This is a genomic window from Domibacillus sp. PGB-M46 (assembly GCF_022668875.1).
Classification (GTDB): domain Bacteria; phylum Bacillota; class Bacilli; order Bacillales; family Domibacillaceae; genus Domibacillus.
Genome location: NZ_JAKGCR010000014.1, coordinates 1 through 19549, shown reverse-complemented (window position 1 = coordinate 19549; position 19549 = coordinate 1). Strand labels below are relative to the sequence as shown.

At 42.1% G+C, this 19549-nt stretch carries 19 protein-coding genes and 3 pseudogenes; 17 read left to right on the top strand and 5 right to left on the bottom strand.

The annotated features are described in order from the left end of the window. Positions 1-97 precede the first annotated feature (97 nt). The gene (locus L2D08_RS15385; protein ID WP_242234911.1) at positions 98-1261 is read right to left on the bottom strand and encodes an ROK family protein; all 1164 of its coding nucleotides are present in this window, start codon (positions 1259-1261) and stop codon (positions 98-100) included. A 517-nt stretch (positions 1262-1778) separates the two neighbouring features. Between L2D08_RS15385 and uxaC the strand changes: the two genes are divergently transcribed. The 10 genes and pseudogenes from uxaC (at position 1779) to L2D08_RS24295 (ending at position 10743) form a co-directional block, all read left to right on the top strand. Next, positions 1779-3269: a glucuronate isomerase gene (gene uxaC, locus L2D08_RS15380; protein WP_242234909.1), complete on the top strand. Its 1491-nt coding sequence runs from the start codon at positions 1779-1781 to the stop codon at positions 3267-3269. Continuing rightward, a complete protein-coding gene (locus L2D08_RS15375; protein ID WP_242234907.1) occupies positions 3196-4464 on the top strand; it encodes a nickel pincer cofactor-dependent isomerase, group 22 in 1269 nt (422 codons plus the stop codon). Before uxaC ends, L2D08_RS15375 begins: the two co-directional genes overlap by 74 nt. Before the next feature lie 18 nt (positions 4465-4482). After that, positions 4483-5253: an SDR family oxidoreductase gene (locus L2D08_RS15370; RefSeq protein WP_242234904.1), complete on the top strand. Its 771-nt coding sequence runs from the start codon at positions 4483-4485 to the stop codon at positions 5251-5253. 18 nt (positions 5254-5271) lie between these two features. After that, the gene (larE, locus tag L2D08_RS15365; protein WP_242234902.1) at positions 5272-6102 is read left to right on the top strand and encodes an ATP-dependent sacrificial sulfur transferase LarE; all 831 of its coding nucleotides are present in this window, start codon (positions 5272-5274) and stop codon (positions 6100-6102) included. After that, positions 6084-7559: a gluconokinase gene (locus L2D08_RS15360; protein WP_242234900.1), complete on the top strand. Its 1476-nt coding sequence runs from the start codon at positions 6084-6086 to the stop codon at positions 7557-7559. The genes larE and L2D08_RS15360 overlap by 19 nt, the downstream gene beginning before the upstream one ends. A 193-nt stretch (positions 7560-7752) precedes the next feature. After that, positions 7753-8499 carry a nickel pincer cofactor biosynthesis protein LarB gene (gene larB / locus L2D08_RS15355; RefSeq protein ID WP_242234899.1) on the top strand — a complete coding sequence of 249 codons (747 nt, stop codon included), beginning with the start codon at positions 7753-7755 and terminating at the stop codon, positions 8497-8499. After that, positions 8496-9797 (top strand): annotated as a pseudogene (gene larC / locus L2D08_RS15350) (nickel pincer cofactor biosynthesis protein LarC). Before larB ends, larC begins: the two are co-directional and overlap by 4 nt. 283 nt (positions 9798-10080) lie before the next feature. Next, positions 10081-10269, top strand: coding sequence for a hypothetical protein (locus L2D08_RS24305; protein ID WP_309241374.1), 189 nt, complete (start codon positions 10081-10083; stop codon positions 10267-10269). Further along, the gene (locus L2D08_RS24300; RefSeq protein ID WP_309241377.1) at positions 10242-10616 is read left to right on the top strand and encodes an MFS transporter; all 375 of its coding nucleotides are present in this window, start codon (positions 10242-10244) and stop codon (positions 10614-10616) included. The genes L2D08_RS24305 and L2D08_RS24300 overlap by 28 nt, the downstream gene beginning before the upstream one ends. Then, positions 10606-10743 carry a hypothetical protein gene (locus L2D08_RS24295; protein WP_309241373.1) on the top strand — a complete coding sequence of 46 codons (138 nt, stop codon included), beginning with the start codon at positions 10606-10608 and terminating at the stop codon, positions 10741-10743. The genes L2D08_RS24300 and L2D08_RS24295 overlap by 11 nt, the downstream gene beginning before the upstream one ends. On the opposite strand, the pseudogene L2D08_RS15340 reads toward L2D08_RS24295, so the two are convergent. Then, positions 10692-10970 (bottom strand): annotated as a pseudogene (locus L2D08_RS15340) (transposase); the annotation flags it as partial. The gene L2D08_RS24295 and the pseudogene L2D08_RS15340 overlap by 52 nt on opposite strands. 166 nt (positions 10971-11136) lie before the next feature. Between L2D08_RS15340 and L2D08_RS15335 the strand changes: the two are divergent. Continuing rightward, the gene (locus tag L2D08_RS15335) at positions 11137-11466 is read left to right on the top strand and encodes an MEDS domain-containing protein (protein WP_242234897.1); all 330 of its coding nucleotides are present in this window, start codon (positions 11137-11139) and stop codon (positions 11464-11466) included. Positions 11467-11638: 172 nt separating this feature from the next. On the opposite strand, the gene L2D08_RS15330 is transcribed toward L2D08_RS15335, so the two are convergent. Then, entirely contained in the window at positions 11639-11794 is a 156-nt protein-coding gene (locus L2D08_RS15330; RefSeq protein WP_242234895.1) for a hypothetical protein, read from the bottom strand. 144 nt (positions 11795-11938) lie between these two features. Here L2D08_RS15330 and L2D08_RS15325 point away from each other — a divergent pair, with 144 nt between their 5' ends. The 3 genes from L2D08_RS15325 (at position 11939) to L2D08_RS15315 (ending at position 14622) form a co-directional block, all read left to right on the top strand. Further along, entirely contained in the window at positions 11939-12247 is a 309-nt protein-coding gene (locus L2D08_RS15325; protein ID WP_242234893.1) for a hypothetical protein, read from the top strand. Positions 12248-12381: 134 nt separating this feature from the next. Continuing rightward, a complete protein-coding gene (locus L2D08_RS15320) occupies positions 12382-13224 on the top strand; it encodes an STAS domain-containing protein (protein WP_242234891.1) in 843 nt (280 codons plus the stop codon). Between the two features lie 375 nt (positions 13225-13599). Beyond that, entirely contained in the window at positions 13600-14622 is a 1023-nt protein-coding gene (locus L2D08_RS15315) for an STAS domain-containing protein (protein WP_242234889.1), read from the top strand. Positions 14623-15022: 400 nt separating this feature from the next. On the opposite strand, the gene L2D08_RS15310 is transcribed toward L2D08_RS15315, so the two are convergent. Further along, the gene (locus L2D08_RS15310) at positions 15023-15715 is read right to left on the bottom strand and encodes a hypothetical protein (RefSeq protein WP_242234887.1); all 693 of its coding nucleotides are present in this window, start codon (positions 15713-15715) and stop codon (positions 15023-15025) included. A 482-nt stretch (positions 15716-16197) separates the two neighbouring features. On the opposite strand from L2D08_RS15310, the gene L2D08_RS15305 reads away from it, so the two are divergent. The 3 genes and pseudogenes from L2D08_RS15305 to L2D08_RS15295 all read left to right on the top strand — a co-directional run bounded on the left by L2D08_RS15305 (position 16198) and on the right by L2D08_RS15295 (position 18433). After that, positions 16198-16749 carry a hypothetical protein gene (locus tag L2D08_RS15305; RefSeq protein WP_242234885.1) on the top strand — a complete coding sequence of 184 codons (552 nt, stop codon included), beginning with the start codon at positions 16198-16200 and terminating at the stop codon, positions 16747-16749. A 251-nt stretch (positions 16750-17000) separates the two neighbouring features. Then, positions 17001-17440, top strand: a pseudogene (locus L2D08_RS15300) (NAD(P)-dependent oxidoreductase). A gap of 42 nt (positions 17441-17482) precedes the next feature. After that, on the top strand, positions 17483-18433 hold the full coding sequence (locus tag L2D08_RS15295) for a ribose-phosphate pyrophosphokinase (protein ID WP_242234884.1): 951 nt from the start codon (positions 17483-17485) through the stop codon (positions 18431-18433). 108 nt (positions 18434-18541) lie between these two features. Here the strand turns inward: L2D08_RS15295 and tnpB are convergent. Further along, positions 18542-19549: IS200/IS605 family element RNA-guided endonuclease TnpB (tnpB, locus tag L2D08_RS15290; RefSeq protein ID WP_242234882.1), on the bottom strand; the 1008-nt coding region annotated here is incomplete at its 5' end.

The following is a 19549-nucleotide window of genomic DNA, read 5'->3' as shown; positions in this document are numbered from 1 at the left end:
CCATGTGTGAAGAGTCCTTTTAATATTTAAATATGCTGCTTATTCATCTGCTCTGTGAACCTCTCCAAAAAATTGGGCAACAATTAGTTGGAGGGAGTCACTCGGCTTCAAGTTGAAGAGTGGGAATTTGAAAAAACTGTTTAATGCCAAGTGCACACGCCCCCAGCACACAGGCTTGTTTACCGAGGTTCGATACGTGGAGATGCTTGTAATGGCTGATGTTCGACACTAAATTTTCTTCAATGCGCGCTACCGCTTCCGGATATATGCGCAGCAGTTCACTATTCAGCACGACGACAGCCGGGTTATACAAGTTGATCATGTTGTTTAAGCCGACACTTAAATAAAAAATAAACGAATCTATCATCTCGATAACTGTTTTGTCTTCCTCCTGCAGCCAGTTGCGCACATCGTCATGGTTAACGCGGTCACGGCCTTTTTTCTCGGCGAGTTCATGGTAAAAAGCAGACTCCGAGCCATACTGTTCCCAGCAGCCTTTATTACCGCAGCTGCACGGTTTGCCGTTCGGGACGATAATCATGTGGCCGGGTTCGCCTGCAAAGCCGTCTTCTCCTTTGAAAAAAGACTCATTCATCATAATGCCGAGCCCAATGCCGGAAGAGAGGCTGGCACCGAGCAGGTTTTTCGCGTCATGATGCTCAAACACGCGCTCTGCCAATGAACAGAGATTTGCATTGTTTTCAATCGTTATCGAAAGCCCAGCCGCCCGTTCCAAATCTTCTTTCAGCCGTATATTATTCCAGCCGAATCGGGGGACAAAATGTACTTCTTCCTTAAGGGTGACAAGCCCGTGGACGCCGACTACGACACTGACCAGGCCATAGCGGCTGGAAGAAGCCTGTTCTTGAAAACGGGCAATTTGCTGAGCCGCTGTTTGAATGATATCATCATAATCCATAGATTCAAGCGGCACGGTTTCAAGCGAGATAAGCTTGCCGAGCAAATCGGACAGCGCAAACGTCATGGCTCCGTAATCGAGATCAATGCCAAGTGCAAACCCGGCTTCCCGGTTGATTGACAGCATGATCGGACGCCGGCCGACAGAGTGGTGCTCAAGCTGGGTTTCGACAACCAGCTCATCATCAAGCAAGTCTGCCGCCTGCACAGAGATGGTCGCGCGGGTCAGCGCTGTCAATTTCGATAAATCTGCCCGCGAAATCATTTTTTCTTCAATGATTGTCTGTAAAATCAGCGAGCGGTTAATTTGTTTTATGTAAGCGGCATCGCCGGTTGCAGCCATAAAAAATTCCTCCTTCGTTCACTTAATTATACAGGTTTTACCCGAAAGAAAAGAGTGATTGGCCCGTTAAAAAAGAGATGATACAGTTATTATACAATGGTTAGTTTAGTGAACAAACAAAAATTTTAAAAATATGAAACCGTTTTCCTATAAAGGCGAAGAAAAATTGTTTTTTTACGGGAGTGTCAAACATTGTGTACACTTGGAAAGTATTTGGAGAGCCTAAGAATGCGAAGTGGATGTATGAGCGGAAAAACTCTCAACTAAGGAAGACGGCGTGGTTTGTCATATACATATAGAAATCACGCCGTTGTCTCAATAAACCATGTCGTGTGAGTAATAAAACAGACAGAGAAAGAGTCTTTGTTGATTCTTTGTTGACGAATGAACCGCCTCATGCTAAATTATACACATAAATAATTAATTCGTTTGGTAAACAAATTAAATTAAGAAGTAAAGTTATTAGTTTTGAAAGGGTTTGCAAAATTTCGTATACTCATTTAAGGAGGAAATACTCATGACTTCGTTTTTGACAAAAGACTTCTTGCTATATAACAAAACAGCTGTTGTTCTTTATGAAAAAGCAGCGAAGGACCTGCCAGTTTTTGATTTTCACTGCCATCTTGTTCCAAAAGAGATGTGGGAAAACAAACCGTATAAAAATATTACCCAGCTTTGGCTTGGCGGTGACCATTACAAATGGCGACTGATGCGTATGCATGGCATTGAAGAAGAGCGCATCACAGGAAAAGCAGGTGACTGGGAAAAGTTCGAGGCTTGGGCAGAGACGGTTCCATATTTAATCGGTAATCCACTTTACCATTGGTCACATATGGAACTTAAAAAATATTTCGGAATTGATAAGCTGCTGACACCGGCTACAGCAAAAGAAATTTGGGAAGAATGCAACGAAAAGTTACAGCAGCCAGGCTATTATCCGCGTGACTTTATCAAACGATCCAATGTGGCGTTTGTCGGCACAACGGATGATCCGGTATCAGATTTACGCTATCACAAGCTGCTAGCTGAGGATAAAACGTTCCACACCACCGTTGCACCGACATTCAGGCCGGATGGTGCCTTATTCATTGAACGTCCCGCATTTATGTCATGGATCGCTAAGCTGTCTGACATATCGGGTATTAAAGTAGAATCGTTTGACGATTTTTTAAATGGCTTGCAGCAGCGTGTTGACTTCTTCCACGAACAAGGAGGACGGGCATCCGACCACGACGTGCAAAAAATGGTATACATTGATACAACGAAAGAAACTGCAGAAGTAATCTTTGTCAAACGTCTGAATGACGAAACACTAACGGAAGAAGAGATCTTGCGCTACCGCTCATTCCTTCTGAAAGAGCTTGGCAAAATGTATGCGGCAAAAGAATGGGTGATGCAGCTTCATATAGGTGCAATGCGCAGCAATAACACACCGATGAAAGAAAAGCTTGGACCGGATACAGGGTTTGATTCACCAGGAGACAGCGATGTGGCGGAAGGCTTGTCCCGTTTTCTGGATGCACTTGAAACAGAAGGCAGCCTGCCAAGAACAGTGCTGTTTAACTTAAATCCAAAAGACAACGCAGTGCTGGCAGGCATGACGGGCAATTTTTATGAAGCGGGTGTGCCGGGGAAAATTCAATTCGGTTCCGCTTGGTGGTTTAACGATCATATAGACGGGATGGAGCAGCAAATGAAATCACTGGCGAATGTAGGGATGCTCAGCCATTTTATCGGTATGCTGACGGATTCACGCAGCTTCATTTCGTATGAACGCCATGATTACTTCCGCCGCATTGTATGCAACATACTTGGTGAATGGGCAGAACAGGGTAAAGCAGTGAATGATATTGAATTTTTAGCACAAATGGTCCGCAATATTGGCTATGAAAATGCTAAACGATACTTTTTAACACGCAAAGGAGGAATTGAAAATGGGAATTCTGCAGGAGCTTCTAAAGGACATTCCGGTGCCGAGAATGATGAAAGTAAAACAGCGATTCGATAATGAGAAGATTGAAGATTTGACAGCTGCGTTAAATGAAAAGCTGAATCAGGAAAAAATTACTTCGCTTGTAAAGCCGGGCATGTCGATTGCTGTAGCGGTTGGAAGCCGGGGAGTGGACCGAATTGTTGAAATCACAGCTGCGACGATTGCCTTTTTAAAAGAACTTGGAGCAGAGCCGTTTATTGTGCCAAGCATGGGAAGTCACGGCGGCGCCACCGCAGAAGGGCAGACGGATGTACTTCGCCATCTCGGCGTTACCGAAGAAAGCACAGGTGCACCAATCCGCTCCACCATGGAAGTCGTCAAGCTTGGTGAATTGGAAAATGGATTGCCGGTTTATGTGGACAAGTATGCCTCCGAAGCGGACGGCCTCGTTGTTATTAACCGGATTAAACCGCACACAGCTTTTCGTGGACCGGTAGAGAGCGGCATGATGAAAATGATCAGTATAGGCCTGGGTAAGCAAAAGGGAGCAGAAGCATGCCACCAGATGGGCTTTAAATATATGGCGGAAAACGTACCGGCAATGGCTAAAATTATCATGAACGAGCGGCCGTTCCTTTTCGGGGTGGCGACGGTTGAAAACGCTTTTGATAAAGCGGCCATCGTAGAGGTCATGACGAAGCAGGATATTATTGACTATGAAAAAGACTTGCAGGTAAAAGCGAAAGAAATGCTGCCAAAGCTGTTTTTCGACCAACTCGATGTCTTAGTTATTGATGAAATTGGCAAAAACATTAGCGGCGACGGAATGGATCCGAACATTACCGGCCGGTTTCCAACGCCTTATGCAACAGGCGGGCCGGATGTAAATAAAATGGTCGTACTTGACTTAACGCATGAAACAGAGGGAAATGCGAATGGAGTTGGGACAGCCGATTTCACGACGCAGCGGCTCGTTGACAAAATGGACCGTGAAGTAACGTATGCCAATGGGTTAACTTCAACTGTCTGTGCGCCGACGAAAATTGCCACGACGCTGGCGAATGATCAAGAGGCGATCAAAGCAGCCATTAAAACATGCAATATTTTGGACTTCACAAAGGTCAAAATGGTTCGCATCAAAAATACGCTTGAAATTGCAGAAATTGAAGTATCCGAAGCATTATACGATTATGTAAAAAACCATCCGCAATTGGAGGCTGTAACAGAGCCAGTGGAATGGGCTTTTGACGAAAACGGAAACCTAGCTTAATTATTTGGAGGGAATAGTATGAACACATTATTTGATTTAAGTGGAAAAACAGTGGTAGCCATCGGCGGAAACAGTGTGCTTGGTGCATCCATGGCGAAAGGCCTGGCTGCCCACGGCGCGAAAGTCGCGATTGTCGGACGTAATCTTGAAAAAGCAAAAGCAGTTGTAAACGAAATTCAAGAAGTGGGCGGTGAAGCCAAAGCATTTCAGGCAGATGTTGTCTCACGCGACCAGCTGGAGAAAGCGGCAGCAGATATTGAAGCATGGAATGGCGGCTTTGATATTTTGTTGAACGCGCCCGGGAAAAACAGCACCACACCCTTTTTTGAGTTGGAGATGGACGAGTGGGATGATATTATGGATGTAAATTTAAAGGGAATTGTGGTGACATGCCAAGTATTTGCTAAAAAAATGATTGAGCAAAAACGGACAGGCAGCATTATTAATATCTCGTCTGTTTCCTCAACAACGCCGCTGTCTAAAGTGTTTACGTACTCTGTTTCAAAGGCAGGATTAAATAGTGTAACACAATTTTTGGCGCGTGAATTTGCACCGGAAGGCATTCGTGTAAACGCTATTATACCGGGCTTTTTCCCGGCAGAACAAAACCGGAAGATTCTAAGTGAAGAACGGACAGCATCCATTATGAACCATACACCAATGAAGCGTTTTGGCGACCCGGATGAATTACAGGGAGCAGCTGTCTTCTTGGCATCTGATAAGGCATCCAGCTTTGTGACAGGCACAACAATCCGTGTAGATGGCGGATTTGGCAGCATGACGATTTAACAGGAAGGATGAAACAGCATGGCAGAGGAAAAATACGGGAAACTGCAGGAAATTCTTCGGGATATGGAGTCGGTGGTGGTCGCCTTTTCCGGGGGTGTGGACAGTACGTTTTTATTGAAAGCAGCGATTGATACGCTTGGCAAAAAGAATGTTCTTGCGGTAACGGCAGATTCAGAAACATACCCATCGAGCGAATTGCAGGAAGCAAGGGCGCTTGCGAAGCAAATCGGCGCGCCTCACCTGGTCATTGAGACATCGGAGCTTGCGATTCCAGGCTACACGGAAAACGACCAGAACCGATGCTATTTCTGTAAAAGCAGCTTGTTTGACCACCTTATTCCAGTGCTTGAGAAGCAGGGCTTTCAAAACATCGTGTATGGTGTTATTGCCGACGATATGAATGAATTCCGCCCCGGAATGAAAGCAGCAAAAGAAAAGGGCATTCGCGGTCCTCTTCAGGAAGCCAACCTTTTTAAAGAAGAAATTCGCGTGCTTTCCCGTGAGCGGGGCCTGCCAACGTGGGACAAGCCGTCCTTTGCCTGCTTATCGTCCCGCATTGCTTACGGAGAAACGATTACGAAGGAAAAGCTGACGAAAGTGGAAAAAGCGGAAGCCTATTTGAAGTCTTTATCCATCCGGCAGGTGCGTGTCCGTACACATGGTGAGACTGCAAGAATTGAAGTAGAACCCGGCGACATGCCGCTTGTACTCCAATACCATACAGCGATCGATAAACGGCTCAAGCAGTTTGGCTACAAATATGTGTCACTCGATCTTGCCGGCTACAAAAGCGGAAGCATGAACAAATCGCTCAAAAAGGAAGAGACGGAATGGCTAAAAAGTATATAATTGGACTTGATATTGGAACTACCAGCGTGAAAGCAGTTGTCTTTGACCGCAAAGGAAAAGTCATCGCAGAAACAGAACAGTTAAATACATCGTTTTATCCGGAGCCTGGCTTTGTCGAACAGGATCCGGATGTGATTGTTTCAGCTTCTGTGTTTGTGTTAAAGGCGGTGATGGAGCAGGCGGGTATGACAGCGAAAGACATTATTTCTGTCGGCTTCTCCTGTGCCATGCATTCGCTTATATGCGTAGATGAAAATGGCCATGCCCTCTCCCGGGCCATGACGTGGGCTGACGGAAGAAGCAGCAAACAAGCTGAACAATTGTTAAAAGAGAAGGGTTTGTCATTTTACGAAAAGACCGGTACACCGATTCATCCGATGTCACCACTGACGAAATTTATCTGGATGAAAGAAACGGGATTTGCTCCGTTTGAAGAAGCAGCTTATTTTATGTCGCTGAAAGAGTATCTTGTATTTCACTGGTTTAACGAGCGTATCGTCGATTATTCTATGGCCTCGGCTAGCGGCATGTTTAACGGCGCGCTGCTTGATTGGGATGAAGAGATTCTGGCGCACGTTGGTGTGGTGAAAAAGCAGCTGTCCACCCCTGTGGCGCCAACACATATCCTAAAAGGGCTGAACCCGATCGTAGCAAAATACATTGGCTTGCCGGAAGACCTCCCATTTGTAATCGGTGCAGCGGACGGACAGCTGGCCAATCTCGGCAGTGGTGCGATTTTACCGGGGGAAGTAGCGATTACGGCCGGTACAAGCGGTGCGGTCCGCCAGTGGACTAAATCCTTCCGCCCTAATGAAAAACATGAAACCTTCTGCTATATGTTTACGGGTGATACAGCGATTATTGGCGGTCCGACGAACAACGGCGGCATTGCGCTGGATTGGCTGAAAAAAACCTTGAACTATTCCGGCACGTATGCTGAATTTACAGAAGAAGCAGCACAGGTGGAATTAGGCGCAGACGGCTTACTTTTTCTGCCGTATATTAACGGCGAACGCGCACCACTCTGGAATCAAAAAGCCCGCGGAACATTCTTTGGCCTGTCCATTACACATGAACATCCGCATTTTGTCCGCGCTGTGCTTGAAGGCATTACTTTTAATCTGTATCAAATCGCCGAAACGCTCGAGCGGCTGGCAGGACCATCAGAAAAGATTTACGTCAATGGCGGGCTGGCCCGTTCACCGATTTGGATTCAAATGCTGGCGGACGTGTTCGGTAAAAAGATTTACATGTCTGAAAGCCATCATAGTGCCGCCTGGGGTGCCGCCTGGACCGCGCTTGTGGCACTCGGAGAAGTTTCTTCGTTTGCAGATATTAAAGAAAATGTGCCGCCTGGTGACGTCGTTGAACCGGACATGGCCCGTCATGTGCATTACCAGAAGCTTTATAAAAAATATGCAGCACTGGCAGCGGACATCGCGAAATACTTTGATTAATCCTGTTTGACCGACGACAGTGCACTTTTGCCCGTTTTCGGCGTGATTCCGTTTATATGAAGCATGATTTGTCAGTTGTAGAAGGTATTGCCCCTTCCGTCCGCCAAATCATGCTAGAAAGTAATGAAGAATTTTAGATTAGCATTAGTACATAATCATCCTATTTATATAAAAAAGAATGCAGGTGACTTATATGATTGAAGACATTCTAGCCCGTGTAGAAAAAGGGGAATTAACTGCAGCTGAAGCAAAGGAGCAGCTCGCTTCATATGAGGATCTCGGTTTTGTGAAAATCGATCATCACCGCCGCCAGCGGCAGGGTGTACCGGAAATTATTTTCGGTGAAGGAAAGACGGCCGAGCAGATTTCAGCCATTATCCGGTCATTGAAACAACGCGGCCATGAAGTGCTGGCCACTCGTATTTCCCGGGAGAAAGCGGACCTTATTTTAGCAGAAGTGCCTGATTTGGCTTACAACGAAACAGCCCGCACACTTTCTTTTGTGGCTAAAAAACCGGCAGAGGCAGGCTACATTGCGATTGTATGTGCCGGCACGTCTGACTTGCCAGTGGCTGAAGAAGCGGCAGTGACGGCCGAAACACTGGGGGTGCCAGTCCGTCGTTTTTATGATGTAGGTGTAGCCGGCCTGCACCGTCTGTTAGACCACATTGATGAGATTCGCAGAGCCGACGTCTCTGTGTGCGTGGCCGGAATGGAAGGGGCATTGCCAAGCGTACTTGGCGGGCTCGTGGAAAATCCCATTATTGCTGTACCGACAAGTATCGGTTACGGCGCAAACTTTAACGGCTTATCTGCACTGCTGTCTATGCTGAATTCCTGTGCATCCGGCGTGAGTGTCGTCAATATTGATAATGGGTTTGGCGCAGCATACAACGCCGTGCTCATTCACCGCCTTGCTCATAAAGGAGATGCACAATGACTACCTTATACTTAGACTGTTTTTCAGGCATTAGCGGCGACATGGTCATCGGAGCGTTGCTAGATGCAGGAGCCGATCTAGCCCAGATGGAAGAAGAGCTGAAAAAGTTGAATATTGAAAGTGAATATACGCTTTCCCAACAAAAAGTAAATAAAAACGGTATTACGGCAGTGAAATTCGATGTAAACCTTCTTGGCGAAAAAGAGCATAGCCATGTCCATTCACATAATCATGATCACGACCATGATCATCATCACAGCCATTCACATGATCACGACCACGATCACGGTCATACTCATTCGCATGATCACGATCATCATGATCACCGCGCATATAAACAAATTACAGAAATGATCCAGGCGGCTGGATTCAATGAAGCGGTAACTTCTATGTCCCTTGCGATTTTCAAGAAAATTGGCGAGGCAGAAGGGAAGATTCATGGACTGCCGCTTGAGCGTGTGCATTTTCACGAAGTGGGCGCTGTTGATTCGATTGTAGATATTGTAGGCGCAGCAATTTTACTTGATCAGCTTGGCATTACCAATGTTTACTGCTCCCCTATTCCAACAGGGAGCGGCCATATCCATATCGATCACGGCACGTATCCGGTTCCGGCACCAGCGACGCTTGAAATCTTAAAAGGTGTGCCGATTGCCCAGACGTTGATTAAAGGCGAGCTTGCTACACCGACAGGCGCAGCAATTGCAGCTGTTTCAGCAGACTCTTTTGGCACAATGCCATCGATGACAGTCGAAAAAATCGGCTACGGGGCTGGAACGAAAACATTTAAAGACCACCCAAATGTTCTTCGCGTAGTGATCGGAAAGGAGTAAAGCGCAATGAAGCCGCCGAATGCAGAACACATTGACCGTGACATGATTAAAATGGAAGTCAACTTGGATGACATACCGGGGGAGTGGCTCGGCTATGTGATGGACTGTTTATTTGAAGCAGGCGCCAATGACGTTTTTTACACTCCGATTTACATGAAGAAAAACCGACCGGGCGTGCTTCTGCAGCTTCTTTGTCCGGTGGGCGCCGCACCTGAGATGGAGCGCATTTTGTTCCGTGAAACAACCACACTCGGCGTCCGTTATTATCCCTTAACTGTTCACCGTCTTGAGCGCGAGTTTAAGCAGGTGGAAACGCCGTGGGGGCCGGTTACGGTAAAGTACGGACTGATTGAAGGTAAAGTTGTTCAGCGGGCACCGGAATACGAAGAATGCAGAACCATTGCAGAGAAATTCAGTGTGCCATTGAAAGAGGTATATGAAAAAGTATGGAAAAGCTGGCCCTAATTCTTCTGGGGCCAGCTTTTTCTAATTATAGACGAGTGTTATCCCACCAGGAAAAATGAGAAAAAAAGCGGAATTTTGATCCCATTAGGAAAAGGAATGGTTAGAAGGAAAAGATTTTCCAAAAGGATGATCTTTTTTTAATGATTAATTTTCAGCAAGCGTTAGAAATATTCAATAAATGCAAAAACAGTCCTTTTTAATTGTTCCTTTATAATTATAATTAGATTGTAAGCACTTATAAACACGTGTGAGTAGGGTTGAAGGAAAAATGGGGGAGAATGAAATGGGAGAAGCAAAACAGAAATTCGATATGCCGCCCCGCGCTGAAAGAAATAAAAGCGCTCCATTTGGAATGAAGGACAAACTTGGATATTTGTTTGGTGATTTTGGGAGCGATTTCTTTTTTATGCTTGTCAGCACTTTTTTGATGGTTTCTACACAGACATTTCTCATATTAGTGCCTCAACAGTAGGGATATTGTTTCTAGTAGCCCGTCTATGGGATGCGGTTGCTGATTTTGCCTGGGTCCGTTTTATTGATATACGAAAACCAACCCCCCAGGGCAAATTCAAACCGTGGATTTTGCGGGTGTCATTCCCGCTTGTGTTAACAGGTGTGCTTATGTTTGTTCAGATACCTGAAATGTCTGATGGTTTTTATCTGGCATGGGCGTTTGTTACATATATTGTATGGGGCACACTTTACAGCACAGTGAATATTCCATACGGGTCCATGGCTCCAGTCATTACAGACAATCCTGTCGGCCCCCCTTTCAACGTGGAGAACAATGGGAGCGATGCTTGCGAACTTGATTATTAATGTGCTTGGTCCATTGCTTGTATTCGTTGGTAATAAGATCAACGCAGATCGCATGCTGATGGCAGCTGTGCTGTTCGGGGTATTAGTCACATCTGTAAACGTTTTTTGGCAGTCTTTACAGCGATAACGCTGTTTCATACCCAATTTAACAGCGTATTTGCCAAAGCGAACCGTTTGTTTCGAATGACAATGTGTACAGGTGTAACTTTCTTTATGCTTTTGTTCTGAAACCTCTTTAAAAACAGGCTCACCTGCAACATAAGAAGCAAAAGATGTAGCAAAGAATTCTTTCAAGCGGTGTTGGTCGGCTTTATTTAATTTTTCAATCTCTTGGATAATCCCCTTTAATGCTATTCAAAACTCCCTCTCTGCCGTTCTTTTCCTCTGCTATAGAACGTTTGTTTGTGAGGGGAAAATATCAACAGAATTATTTAACAGAGCTTATTGATTACAAATACGAGACTGTTTCCGGCCATTCAGCAAGAGCTAAAAGCTGTTTTAAGTAAAGAACAGCTGTCTAATGTCCATTCAAAAAAACAACTTTGATTTCTATTTTTTAAAGGGAACATTCAATTCTGCTGTGGTATTTAATCATTCTGTTCAATCTGTAGAATCTCATATGAAAGATAATGTCTCCATTCGAACGTGGGGCAATGTGGAATGGAGCAGCATGAAAGATGCACACCGAGAAGTAGAACAGTATGAAAATAACATACATGAACTGATCACCTTAAAGAATCTTACGTCTGTGTGTGCGTATAGCACAGAACGAATGACCAATGAATTCAAGAATGCCTTGCTGAGGTGCCACGATTTTTTCATGACAGACAATGAACTGATTAAAATTTAAAGTGGGAACTTAAAGAATGTAGCCCGTATGCAGGCTGCTTTTTTGTATGGCTGTTTATTAAATTCCACTTTAAATGAAAGCAGTGTTAATTTGCAGATAAAAGAATATGTGGTTGTTGAAAAAAATAGTAAGTATTGTACAAAATGAATAAAAAAGAACAGCCAACATCTTTTTATGTTGGTTGTTCCTCTAGACATAATAATATTGCCTCATTTAAAAGTTTAATATCATCTTTAACCTGTTTTCTGATTTTCGGATTTTGACAGTTATAATAGTCCGTTATTAAACGACCCACTTCATTATGTAAGATAATTGTTACCTCTTTCAAAACTATACCTCCTTTATAGAGAAAAGGATCACATAAGATTCATTATAAATATATGTTTAATTAATATTCTATAAAAACTTTAAAAATTCGAAATATGTACACATTTTAAGAGAAGTCATTACGTGAGTCATCATGTAATGTGATATGGCACAGGATTTAAAAACCTTACAGCAACCATCTGTTTTAGATCAGAAAAAAGCAAGAGTTTGTTTAATAGAATGTCTAAAAAATCGTCTGAAAAGGGAGGTTTTATCCCTGGCAGTACTGGGTCTTAGATGTGACAGTACCATTATGACCCGCCATACAAAATTTAAAGCAAAAAAAGAAGAAAAACCATTAAACATCCTCACTGCACAATTCTTAGAAAGCTTGTATGATGTCTTTAAAGAACACTGCGATGAGTTGGAGCTTTTCTTTAGTGGAGTCATTTATCTCCTTATACAACGCGAATAACGATTAATAAAAAACGGCGAAAGATCCATAAAACGTAGACATAAGAAAGGAAGTGAAAATAGCCTTTACACTTGGTTTATTTTAAAATAATAATAAAAGGTTAAATCTTTTAGAAGAGCCAGGGGGAAGAAAAATTGTCGAAATATACAGAACTTTATAACTACCTGATGAATCGAACTGAACAGTTAACAGAGGAATGGTATAAAACAATAGAAAAAGAACATTCTTCTGGGGTTTATGTATCTTCAAATACAGAAGAAATCCGGCTCGTGAAAGAACAGAATAATGCATTTCACAAACAGTTTTTCCAAGTGTTTTTACAGGATGAAATGGCCGCTATCAAGCAATTTGAAGAGTGGATTGTAAAAGTTGCCAGTGATCAGAATCACCTTCTCACTCCTGCACATCAAATACTGAAGGAGTATTATAGAACGCGGGATCAATACGTAGAATTGATAGAGGAATTTGTCTCTCTACATAAAGGGAAGTATTCTCAGGCAGACATCAATTCGTGGAATAAGAAGATTAACAAGATAATGGATAAAGTAACTGTCTGGTTTATGGAAGAGCATAATAAATATTTGATAAAGAGGCTGCAGGATCACCAGGAACTGATTTATGAACTAAGCTCACCTGTCATTAACCTGAATGATCATATCGGGATACTTCCGATAATTGGGGATATTGATACGACCCGTGCAAAGTTGATACTTGAAAATACGTTGGAACAATGTGCTGAAAAGGGGCTGGACGTTCTTTATATCGATTTATCTGGAGTGGTGGCAATCGATACGATGGTAGCCCACCAAATTTTTCAGCTGCATAACGCTTTGAGCTTAATTGGTGTAAAGGTAACGCTGTCAGGAATCCGTCCAGAAATTGCCCAAACTGCTATTCAGCTTGGCCTCTCTTTCGATAAGATACCGGTTACTTCTTCTTTATCAAGAGCCCTGCATTATAACCCAGAATCTGTTTAAAGACATGCAAATGACCGCAACATCATTTATGGTTCTTTTCTTTGGATGAAGATGGAATAGGATGTATTTGCAGAAAATCCGCTGACATTTTAAACATCAGCGGGTTTCATTTTTTGTGCAAAGCTTTCTCATAGCTGTTCTCTTGATAAGCATCTGGATAAATTCCTTATCCAGATTCAAATAAGTAAATCTGAGAGAAACCAGACCAAGATGAATTGTTTACTGTACATGTACAGAAGATCAGCACCATCTTTTTTTTCTATGTTAGAAGATGATACTGGTTTCTAGTTATACCAACAGATATTTCCAGTGGGGGGTGGTAAACCGTTTTCTGTTATAGTATAAAAACAAGTCATAATATTACAGGTGAGAGAAATGGAAAAACCAAATTTAAGAATTCGAGTAAACAAAAATGAAATTGTCTGGAATGAGGAAAGAGGGTTATTTACTTTTGATGGTGCACCAGCACTCTTGTTATGGGATTCTGCCGTTGAACTGTTTTTAAATACAATCGAAGAGGTTTCTGGTACTGAGGTATCCAAGGCTGTATATGAAGCAACCTTTTATAGAATGGGACATCTAGTGAGTTCATATTACCAGGAAAGTAAAGACATTGAACAGCTTCTTGCAGAATACAGCGATATTTACAAAACAGCCGGCTGGGGAAGTTTCACGATTGCGTATTACTCTTTCGAGGAAAAAAGAGCCGTTGTTCAATTAAAAGATAGTTGGGCGCAAAGAATCTTTAAAAATCCTAATAGAAAAAATACGGAAGTCTTATTGCCAAGTCATTGGTCTGGTGTCTTTGCAGGACTCTTTCAACAAGATATGTGGTATAAGGTGAATAAGAGTCAGGCAGAAGGTGAAGAATTTGATGAAATTGAGATAACTCCTTCGAGCATTACGCCATCAAAAAATATTCATGAATTAGCGAGACAAAAAGAACAGCAAAGTATTAAGGAATTAGAGGAAAAGGTAGAGGAACGCACCGAGGAATTATCGGCCTTGGTCAAGGAGTTGTCTTCTCCTATTATACCGGTTTTGAAGGGCATTCTTGTTATACCTTTGATCGGCAAGTACAATCAAGAACGGATTTCGGATTTGCTTGAGAATGCTCTAATTGAAATATCCCGTCAGAAGGCAAATTACCTTCTGATAGACGTAACTGCCATTAATAGCGTTGACGAATTTACGATGTTTGGAATTCAAAAATTAATCGAATCTGTTCGCTTACTAGGGGCTGAGTGTTTCATGGTGGGAATTTCCTCAAAGTTTGCTATTGAAATTACAAATACTAAATTAAAAATGAGTGAAGTTCGTACTTTTTCAACCCTCCAAAAGGGAGTTGAGGCTGCAATTGAATTAAGTGGTTTTGAATTACTGGAGAAGAAAAAGTAAAGTTTTTTTAATCAATTAAGTTAGCTAGTATTTTTAGATTTTCATATAAGCCCCTAGAGAGATAGGTCTTTTATATTTTGAATGGAAAACCCGCTTGGACAGGTTATAAAGATATGTATAGCCAGTTTTAACACCATACACTATATGAAAAATTCACAAACAAAATAAAAAAATATGACTAAGTAACTCCCCCATATGTAAGAAGGTTGGTAAAAACCTATTTAAATTATCACTAAATACGCTATTTTGGTGAGTTTATAAAACAACTTTGACCTTTCATCAAGTTTTCACTCTTGAACAGAAATTAGCGCCTAACCCCCACTAAATCAAAGATTTTGAAGGGAAATGTGGCGCTAATTTTTTATTCAATTCATATATCAAACCCCTGCAATTGTTTTATTTATTTAGAATCTTCGTTCCTCATTGCATCTTCCATAATCGGCGTTTCTGTTTTGCCAAGATATTTACCGTTACGGGGGTCATAATAAATTTCTACATAATGGCCATCCGCTTGACTTCTGACAGCTAAAAAAATGTTTTTTGCATCTCTTAGAAGACGGAAATGATAACCGTGCAGGCTAACATCATCTTTAGGCTCAGGTTTTAAATGAAACTGTTTAATTGCTTTTTTGACAGCCTGGTCACTGTCCAATTGAATGTCCGAATCCTTAATTCTGTGTTCAGTGGAAGCAGTTATGATTGTATATTCTTTTAATTTTCCTCTTTCGATCACGAAAACCATATCGTGATTTCTGTTTGGCATAGCAAAAACCCCCTGCCAGTTTCTTCTTTTTCCGTTTTCTCCATCTGCTCTTTTATCATCCACGCTATTCAAATATAATAGCTGCGGTTCTTTGTCATACTTTTTTGCCTCGTTTAGACCGGTTTTGTAGGCTTCTATAAGCGTGAGCTTGGTGTCTGGCAGTGTCGTGAAAGATTTTACATTAAATGACTGATTGTTTCTGATCTCTTGTTTGGCATAAATGACAGGGTCTTTTGTAGTGCTTACGCGTGAGGAATCATTAGATTTCATAACCCAAAATGGGATGAGTATTAAAAAAAGTGTGAAAGCAAATAAAAAAGTTTTTTTCAAATAACCTCGCCTCCACTTATTAATTATTTTGAAAACGTTCGATAAATATTATTGTTATTTTTAATAATTAATTCCTATAAGGAAAGTTTTTGATACCGATTAGTGTTACCGGAATAATGTAGACGAGGATCCGCAAAAAAATTCTATTTTAAATGACCTTTTTATCCAAGAACCCGGTACGTATAGTGGTCTTTTTTATTTTGAGTGGAGAATACGGTTAGGTTACAAACAAATATAAGAATATTTAACATAATACATTATGTGTAAAATTCAAAATAAATACTAAAACAAATATTATTAAAAAGCGCATACAAAGAACTAGAAAAGCTATTTAAAACACATTTAAATTTCTGCCAAAAAGTTAGTGGTTCCAAAAACAATTTTTTTCTTTCACCAAACTTTCACTCTTAAAGAGTAAAGTAGCAGTTGTACCAAGGAGGTACACACAAAACGAAATGAAACTTTTTAGGAGGAATTTACATATGAAAATAAAAAATAAATTATTTGGATTAGCAATGGCAGGCATGATTGGACTCAGCTCTTTAGGTACCGTTTCCACTTATGCAGCCACAGACACAACAACAAGCACAGCAGCCGTCCATGAAGAAACAGCGAAAAATGCAAAAGCCACATTAGATGCAGCCTCTCAAGAAAAAGTACAGGCGATCATGGATAAGCTGACAACGGGGTTACAAAACCTTGGCGTTATATTGCCGGAAAAAGGGGATAAAACAGATTTGTTTGCGGATCTAGATGCCGACACAAAAGCAAAAGCGGAAGTCATTATGGTTAAAATGAAGGCTGACACAATCACGTTTGATGAAGCACAGACTCAGCTGAAAGAACTTGGTGTGACGCTTCCAGGCAAAGCAGATAAAGCTGCTGGCCAAGTAGCAGAACTGTTAGCAGGGCTGGATGCTGATACAAAAGCGAAAGCACAGAAGCTGATTGATCAAGCTGAAACACATCTGGCTGAGTACGATATTGATCATCTGCCTCTGCATGGATTCAACAAGGTAACTAAAGCAGAATAAGCATACGGTTTTTATCTCCTCATAAAAAGTATAAAAGGCACTGCAATTCCATTGGAGTGCCTAGCAGCGGTGGCCAATAAAAAGTATAATTTTTATCTTGCTAACCTTGCAGAAAACCCGAAAGTCTACAACTGAGAAAAAATGTAAGGTTTTTGAAGACAAGATGAGTTTTTTTATAATTAAATTGAAGGAAATTACCACCCCCTTTGCTATAATTATAGAAACCTAAAATTTTTAAAAGTAGTTTTTAGATATTAAAGTATGAAAAAGAACAAGAGCTTGGTATACGCTATGCGGAGCTAAACGATTTATTGCAACAATCTGATTATGTTTGTCTCCTTCTTCCGTATAGTCCAGAGGTAAATTATATGATTGGCCAAGATGAGTTATCTCTCATGAAAAGCACTGTTATACTCGTAAACACTCTAGGGGTGGAATTATAGATGAAGATGCATTATATCATGCGTTGAAGGATGGGAAGATTTGGGCAGCTGAACTGGATGTTTTTGAGCAAGAGCCTAGAGTAGATCAACCTATACTTTCCATGCCTAACGTTGTCACTTTACCCCATATAGGGAGTGCTAGTGTGAAAACGAGAATGCAAATGGCCCATTTAGCTGCTGTCAATTTAGTGAGTATATTAGAAAGTGCAGAACCAATTCTGATAAATAAGGTTTCAAGTAATGGTTAAAATCAATCGATAAATACAACATGGTGGAGGCTATAATTTAAGATGACTTATCAATTAAGAGACTGCTTCAAAATGTTTGCATTAAATTCAAATCAGAAGCTGGCAGGTGAGATTGCCCAGCATTTAGGTTGTGAGTTGGGAAAAAGTTCTGTAACCCGATTTAGTGATGGTGAAATACAAATTAATATAGAAGAAAGTGTACGAGGATGCGAGGTCTTTTTAGTTCAATCCACTTCATATCCCGGGGCTGAACACGTTATGGAGCTTCTAATCATGATTGATGCCTTGAAAAGGGCTTCAGCCGAAAAAATTAACGTTGTAATACCTTACTACGGCTTTGCACGTCAAGACAGGAAAGCCCGGTCTCGAGAGCCAATCACAGCAAAACTGATTGCAAACCTTTTGGAAAAAGCGGGAGCAACGAGGGTGATCTCAATTGACCTTCATACTCCGCAAATTCAAGGCTTTTTTGATATCCCTGTTGACCAGCTAATGGGTGTTCCTATCCTTTCAGAGTATTATCAAAATACAGCATTGGAAGATATTGTTGTTGTTACGCCGAATCATGGCGGTGTAGCGAGAGCCAGAAAAATGGCAAGCAAATTAAATGCCCCGATTGCCTTAATTGATATACGCCGTCCTCAGCTAGGTGAAGACGAAGTTACCAATGTAATAGGCAGTGTAGAAGGGAGAAATGCCATTATTATTGATGGTGTAATTGATACAGCTACAACCATGACTCTAGCCGCCAACGCTTTAGTCGAAGCGGGAGCAAAATCAGTACGTGCCTGCTGCACCCACGCGATCCTTTCCGGATCTGCTGCCAGCAGAATCGAATCATCACCAATTAAAGAATTAGTGGTGACGAACACGATTGAGCTTGCAGAGAAAAAACTTGTCGATAATATTACATCTCTATCCGTTGCACCATTGCTTGCTAATGCGATTGACCGAATCCATAATGAAATAGCAGTAAGTCCATTATTTGATTGAACTACCACCCACTTACCTGACGGTTGAAGTGGGGGATTCCTGGGCAAGGGGATCTTCGACCCCCAGTAATCAGGCTAACCCCGTATCCCAACGGTTGTATGACCAATCTTAACTAGACTGAAGTGAAAGAAGCCGAAGGGCTTCTCTTTTAATATTCAGGCTCGCATTCAGGTCCCGGTCGTGACGCACGCCGCAGAACGGGCATTCCCACACCCGGACAGCAAGACTTTTTACATCCTTGTGCTGGTAGCCACACCCGGAACAGAGCTGGCTTGATGGGAAGAACGGATCGACTTTTATGATCGTCCGTCCGTACCACTTCGCTTTGTATGCGAGCATTTCGTTGAATCTCGACCATGACGCATCGTGAATCCCCTTGCTTAGTTTTTTGTTTTGGACGAGATTCTTCACTGACAAATTCTCCACTGCGATCACTTGGTTTTCATGAACGAGCCTGGTCGTCAGCTTGTGAAGAAAATCGTCTCTTGTGTGTTTGATTTTTTCGTGCAGTTTAGCAATCTGGGCTTTATTTTTTCCCCACGATTTCGACCCTTCTTTTTTACGTGCAAACGCACGCTGAAGAAAGGCTAACCGTTTTTCGTATTTTTGATAGTATTTCGGGTTGGCAATGGATTCACCGTTGGAGAGCACGGCAAACTCTTTTAAACCCAGGTCAATGCCAACGGCATCGTCAGTGCTTGGCTTATAGGGGGAATATGGCATTTCACAGATAACCGAAATCGAATACCGGCCGGTGCTGCTTCGGCGCACGGTGACACGCTTAATGTCGCCTTCAATGTTTCGGGACTTAGAAAAACGAATCCAGCCGAGTTTCGGCAGCTGAATGTGGTTGTCTATCATTTTAATATTGTTGTTTGTCATTTTGGTCGTATAGCTTTGGACCGGGTTTTTCTTGCTTTTGAATGTCGGATGACCCTTAAAGTCATACGCCGTTGGCGTATAGCCTTCTGCGCATTTTTTTGCGGCTCGTTTTTTTAATTCTTTTTTTGGCTGATCCTTATATTTTTTGAATCCTTCGTACTGATATTCGATGCTTGCCTGAAGAGCAATACTGTCTGGATCAGCTAACCATTTGAAGGTTTCTTTTAGCCGAGG

What these genes read in the sequence shown, in the direction of transcription:
- L2D08_RS15360 (WP_242234900.1), top strand. Translation starts at nt 6,084, where the DNA reads ATGGCTAAAAAGTATATAATTGGACTTGATATTGGAACTACCAGCGTG.
- L2D08_RS15295 (WP_242234884.1), top strand. Translation starts at nt 17,483, where the DNA reads ATGACTTATCAATTAAGAGACTGCTTCAAAATGTTTGCATTAAATTCA.
- L2D08_RS24305 (WP_309241374.1), top strand. Translation starts at nt 10,081, where the DNA reads ATGGGAGAAGCAAAACAGAAATTCGATATGCCGCCCCGCGCTGAAAGA.
- L2D08_RS15305 (WP_242234885.1), top strand. Translation starts at nt 16,198, where the DNA reads ATGAAAATAAAAAATAAATTATTTGGATTAGCAATGGCAGGCATGATT.
- L2D08_RS15370 (WP_242234904.1), top strand. Translation starts at nt 4,483, where the DNA reads ATGAACACATTATTTGATTTAAGTGGAAAAACAGTGGTAGCCATCGGC.
- L2D08_RS15335 (WP_242234897.1), top strand. Translation starts at nt 11,137, where the DNA reads ATGTCCATTCAAAAAAACAACTTTGATTTCTATTTTTTAAAGGGAACA.
- L2D08_RS15315 (WP_242234889.1), top strand. Translation starts at nt 13,600, where the DNA reads ATGGAAAAACCAAATTTAAGAATTCGAGTAAACAAAAATGAAATTGTC.
- larE (WP_242234902.1), top strand. Translation starts at nt 5,272, where the DNA reads ATGGCAGAGGAAAAATACGGGAAACTGCAGGAAATTCTTCGGGATATG.
- uxaC (WP_242234909.1), top strand. Translation starts at nt 1,779, where the DNA reads ATGACTTCGTTTTTGACAAAAGACTTCTTGCTATATAACAAAACAGCT.
- L2D08_RS15325 (WP_242234893.1), top strand. Translation starts at nt 11,939, where the DNA reads ATGGCACAGGATTTAAAAACCTTACAGCAACCATCTGTTTTAGATCAG.
- L2D08_RS15385 (WP_242234911.1), bottom strand. Translation starts at nt 1,261, where the DNA reads ATGGCTGCAACCGGCGATGCCGCTTACATAAAACAAATTAACCGCTCG.
- L2D08_RS15375 (WP_242234907.1), top strand. Translation starts at nt 3,196, where the DNA reads ATGGGAATTCTGCAGGAGCTTCTAAAGGACATTCCGGTGCCGAGAATG.
- larB (WP_242234899.1), top strand. Translation starts at nt 7,753, where the DNA reads ATGATTGAAGACATTCTAGCCCGTGTAGAAAAAGGGGAATTAACTGCA.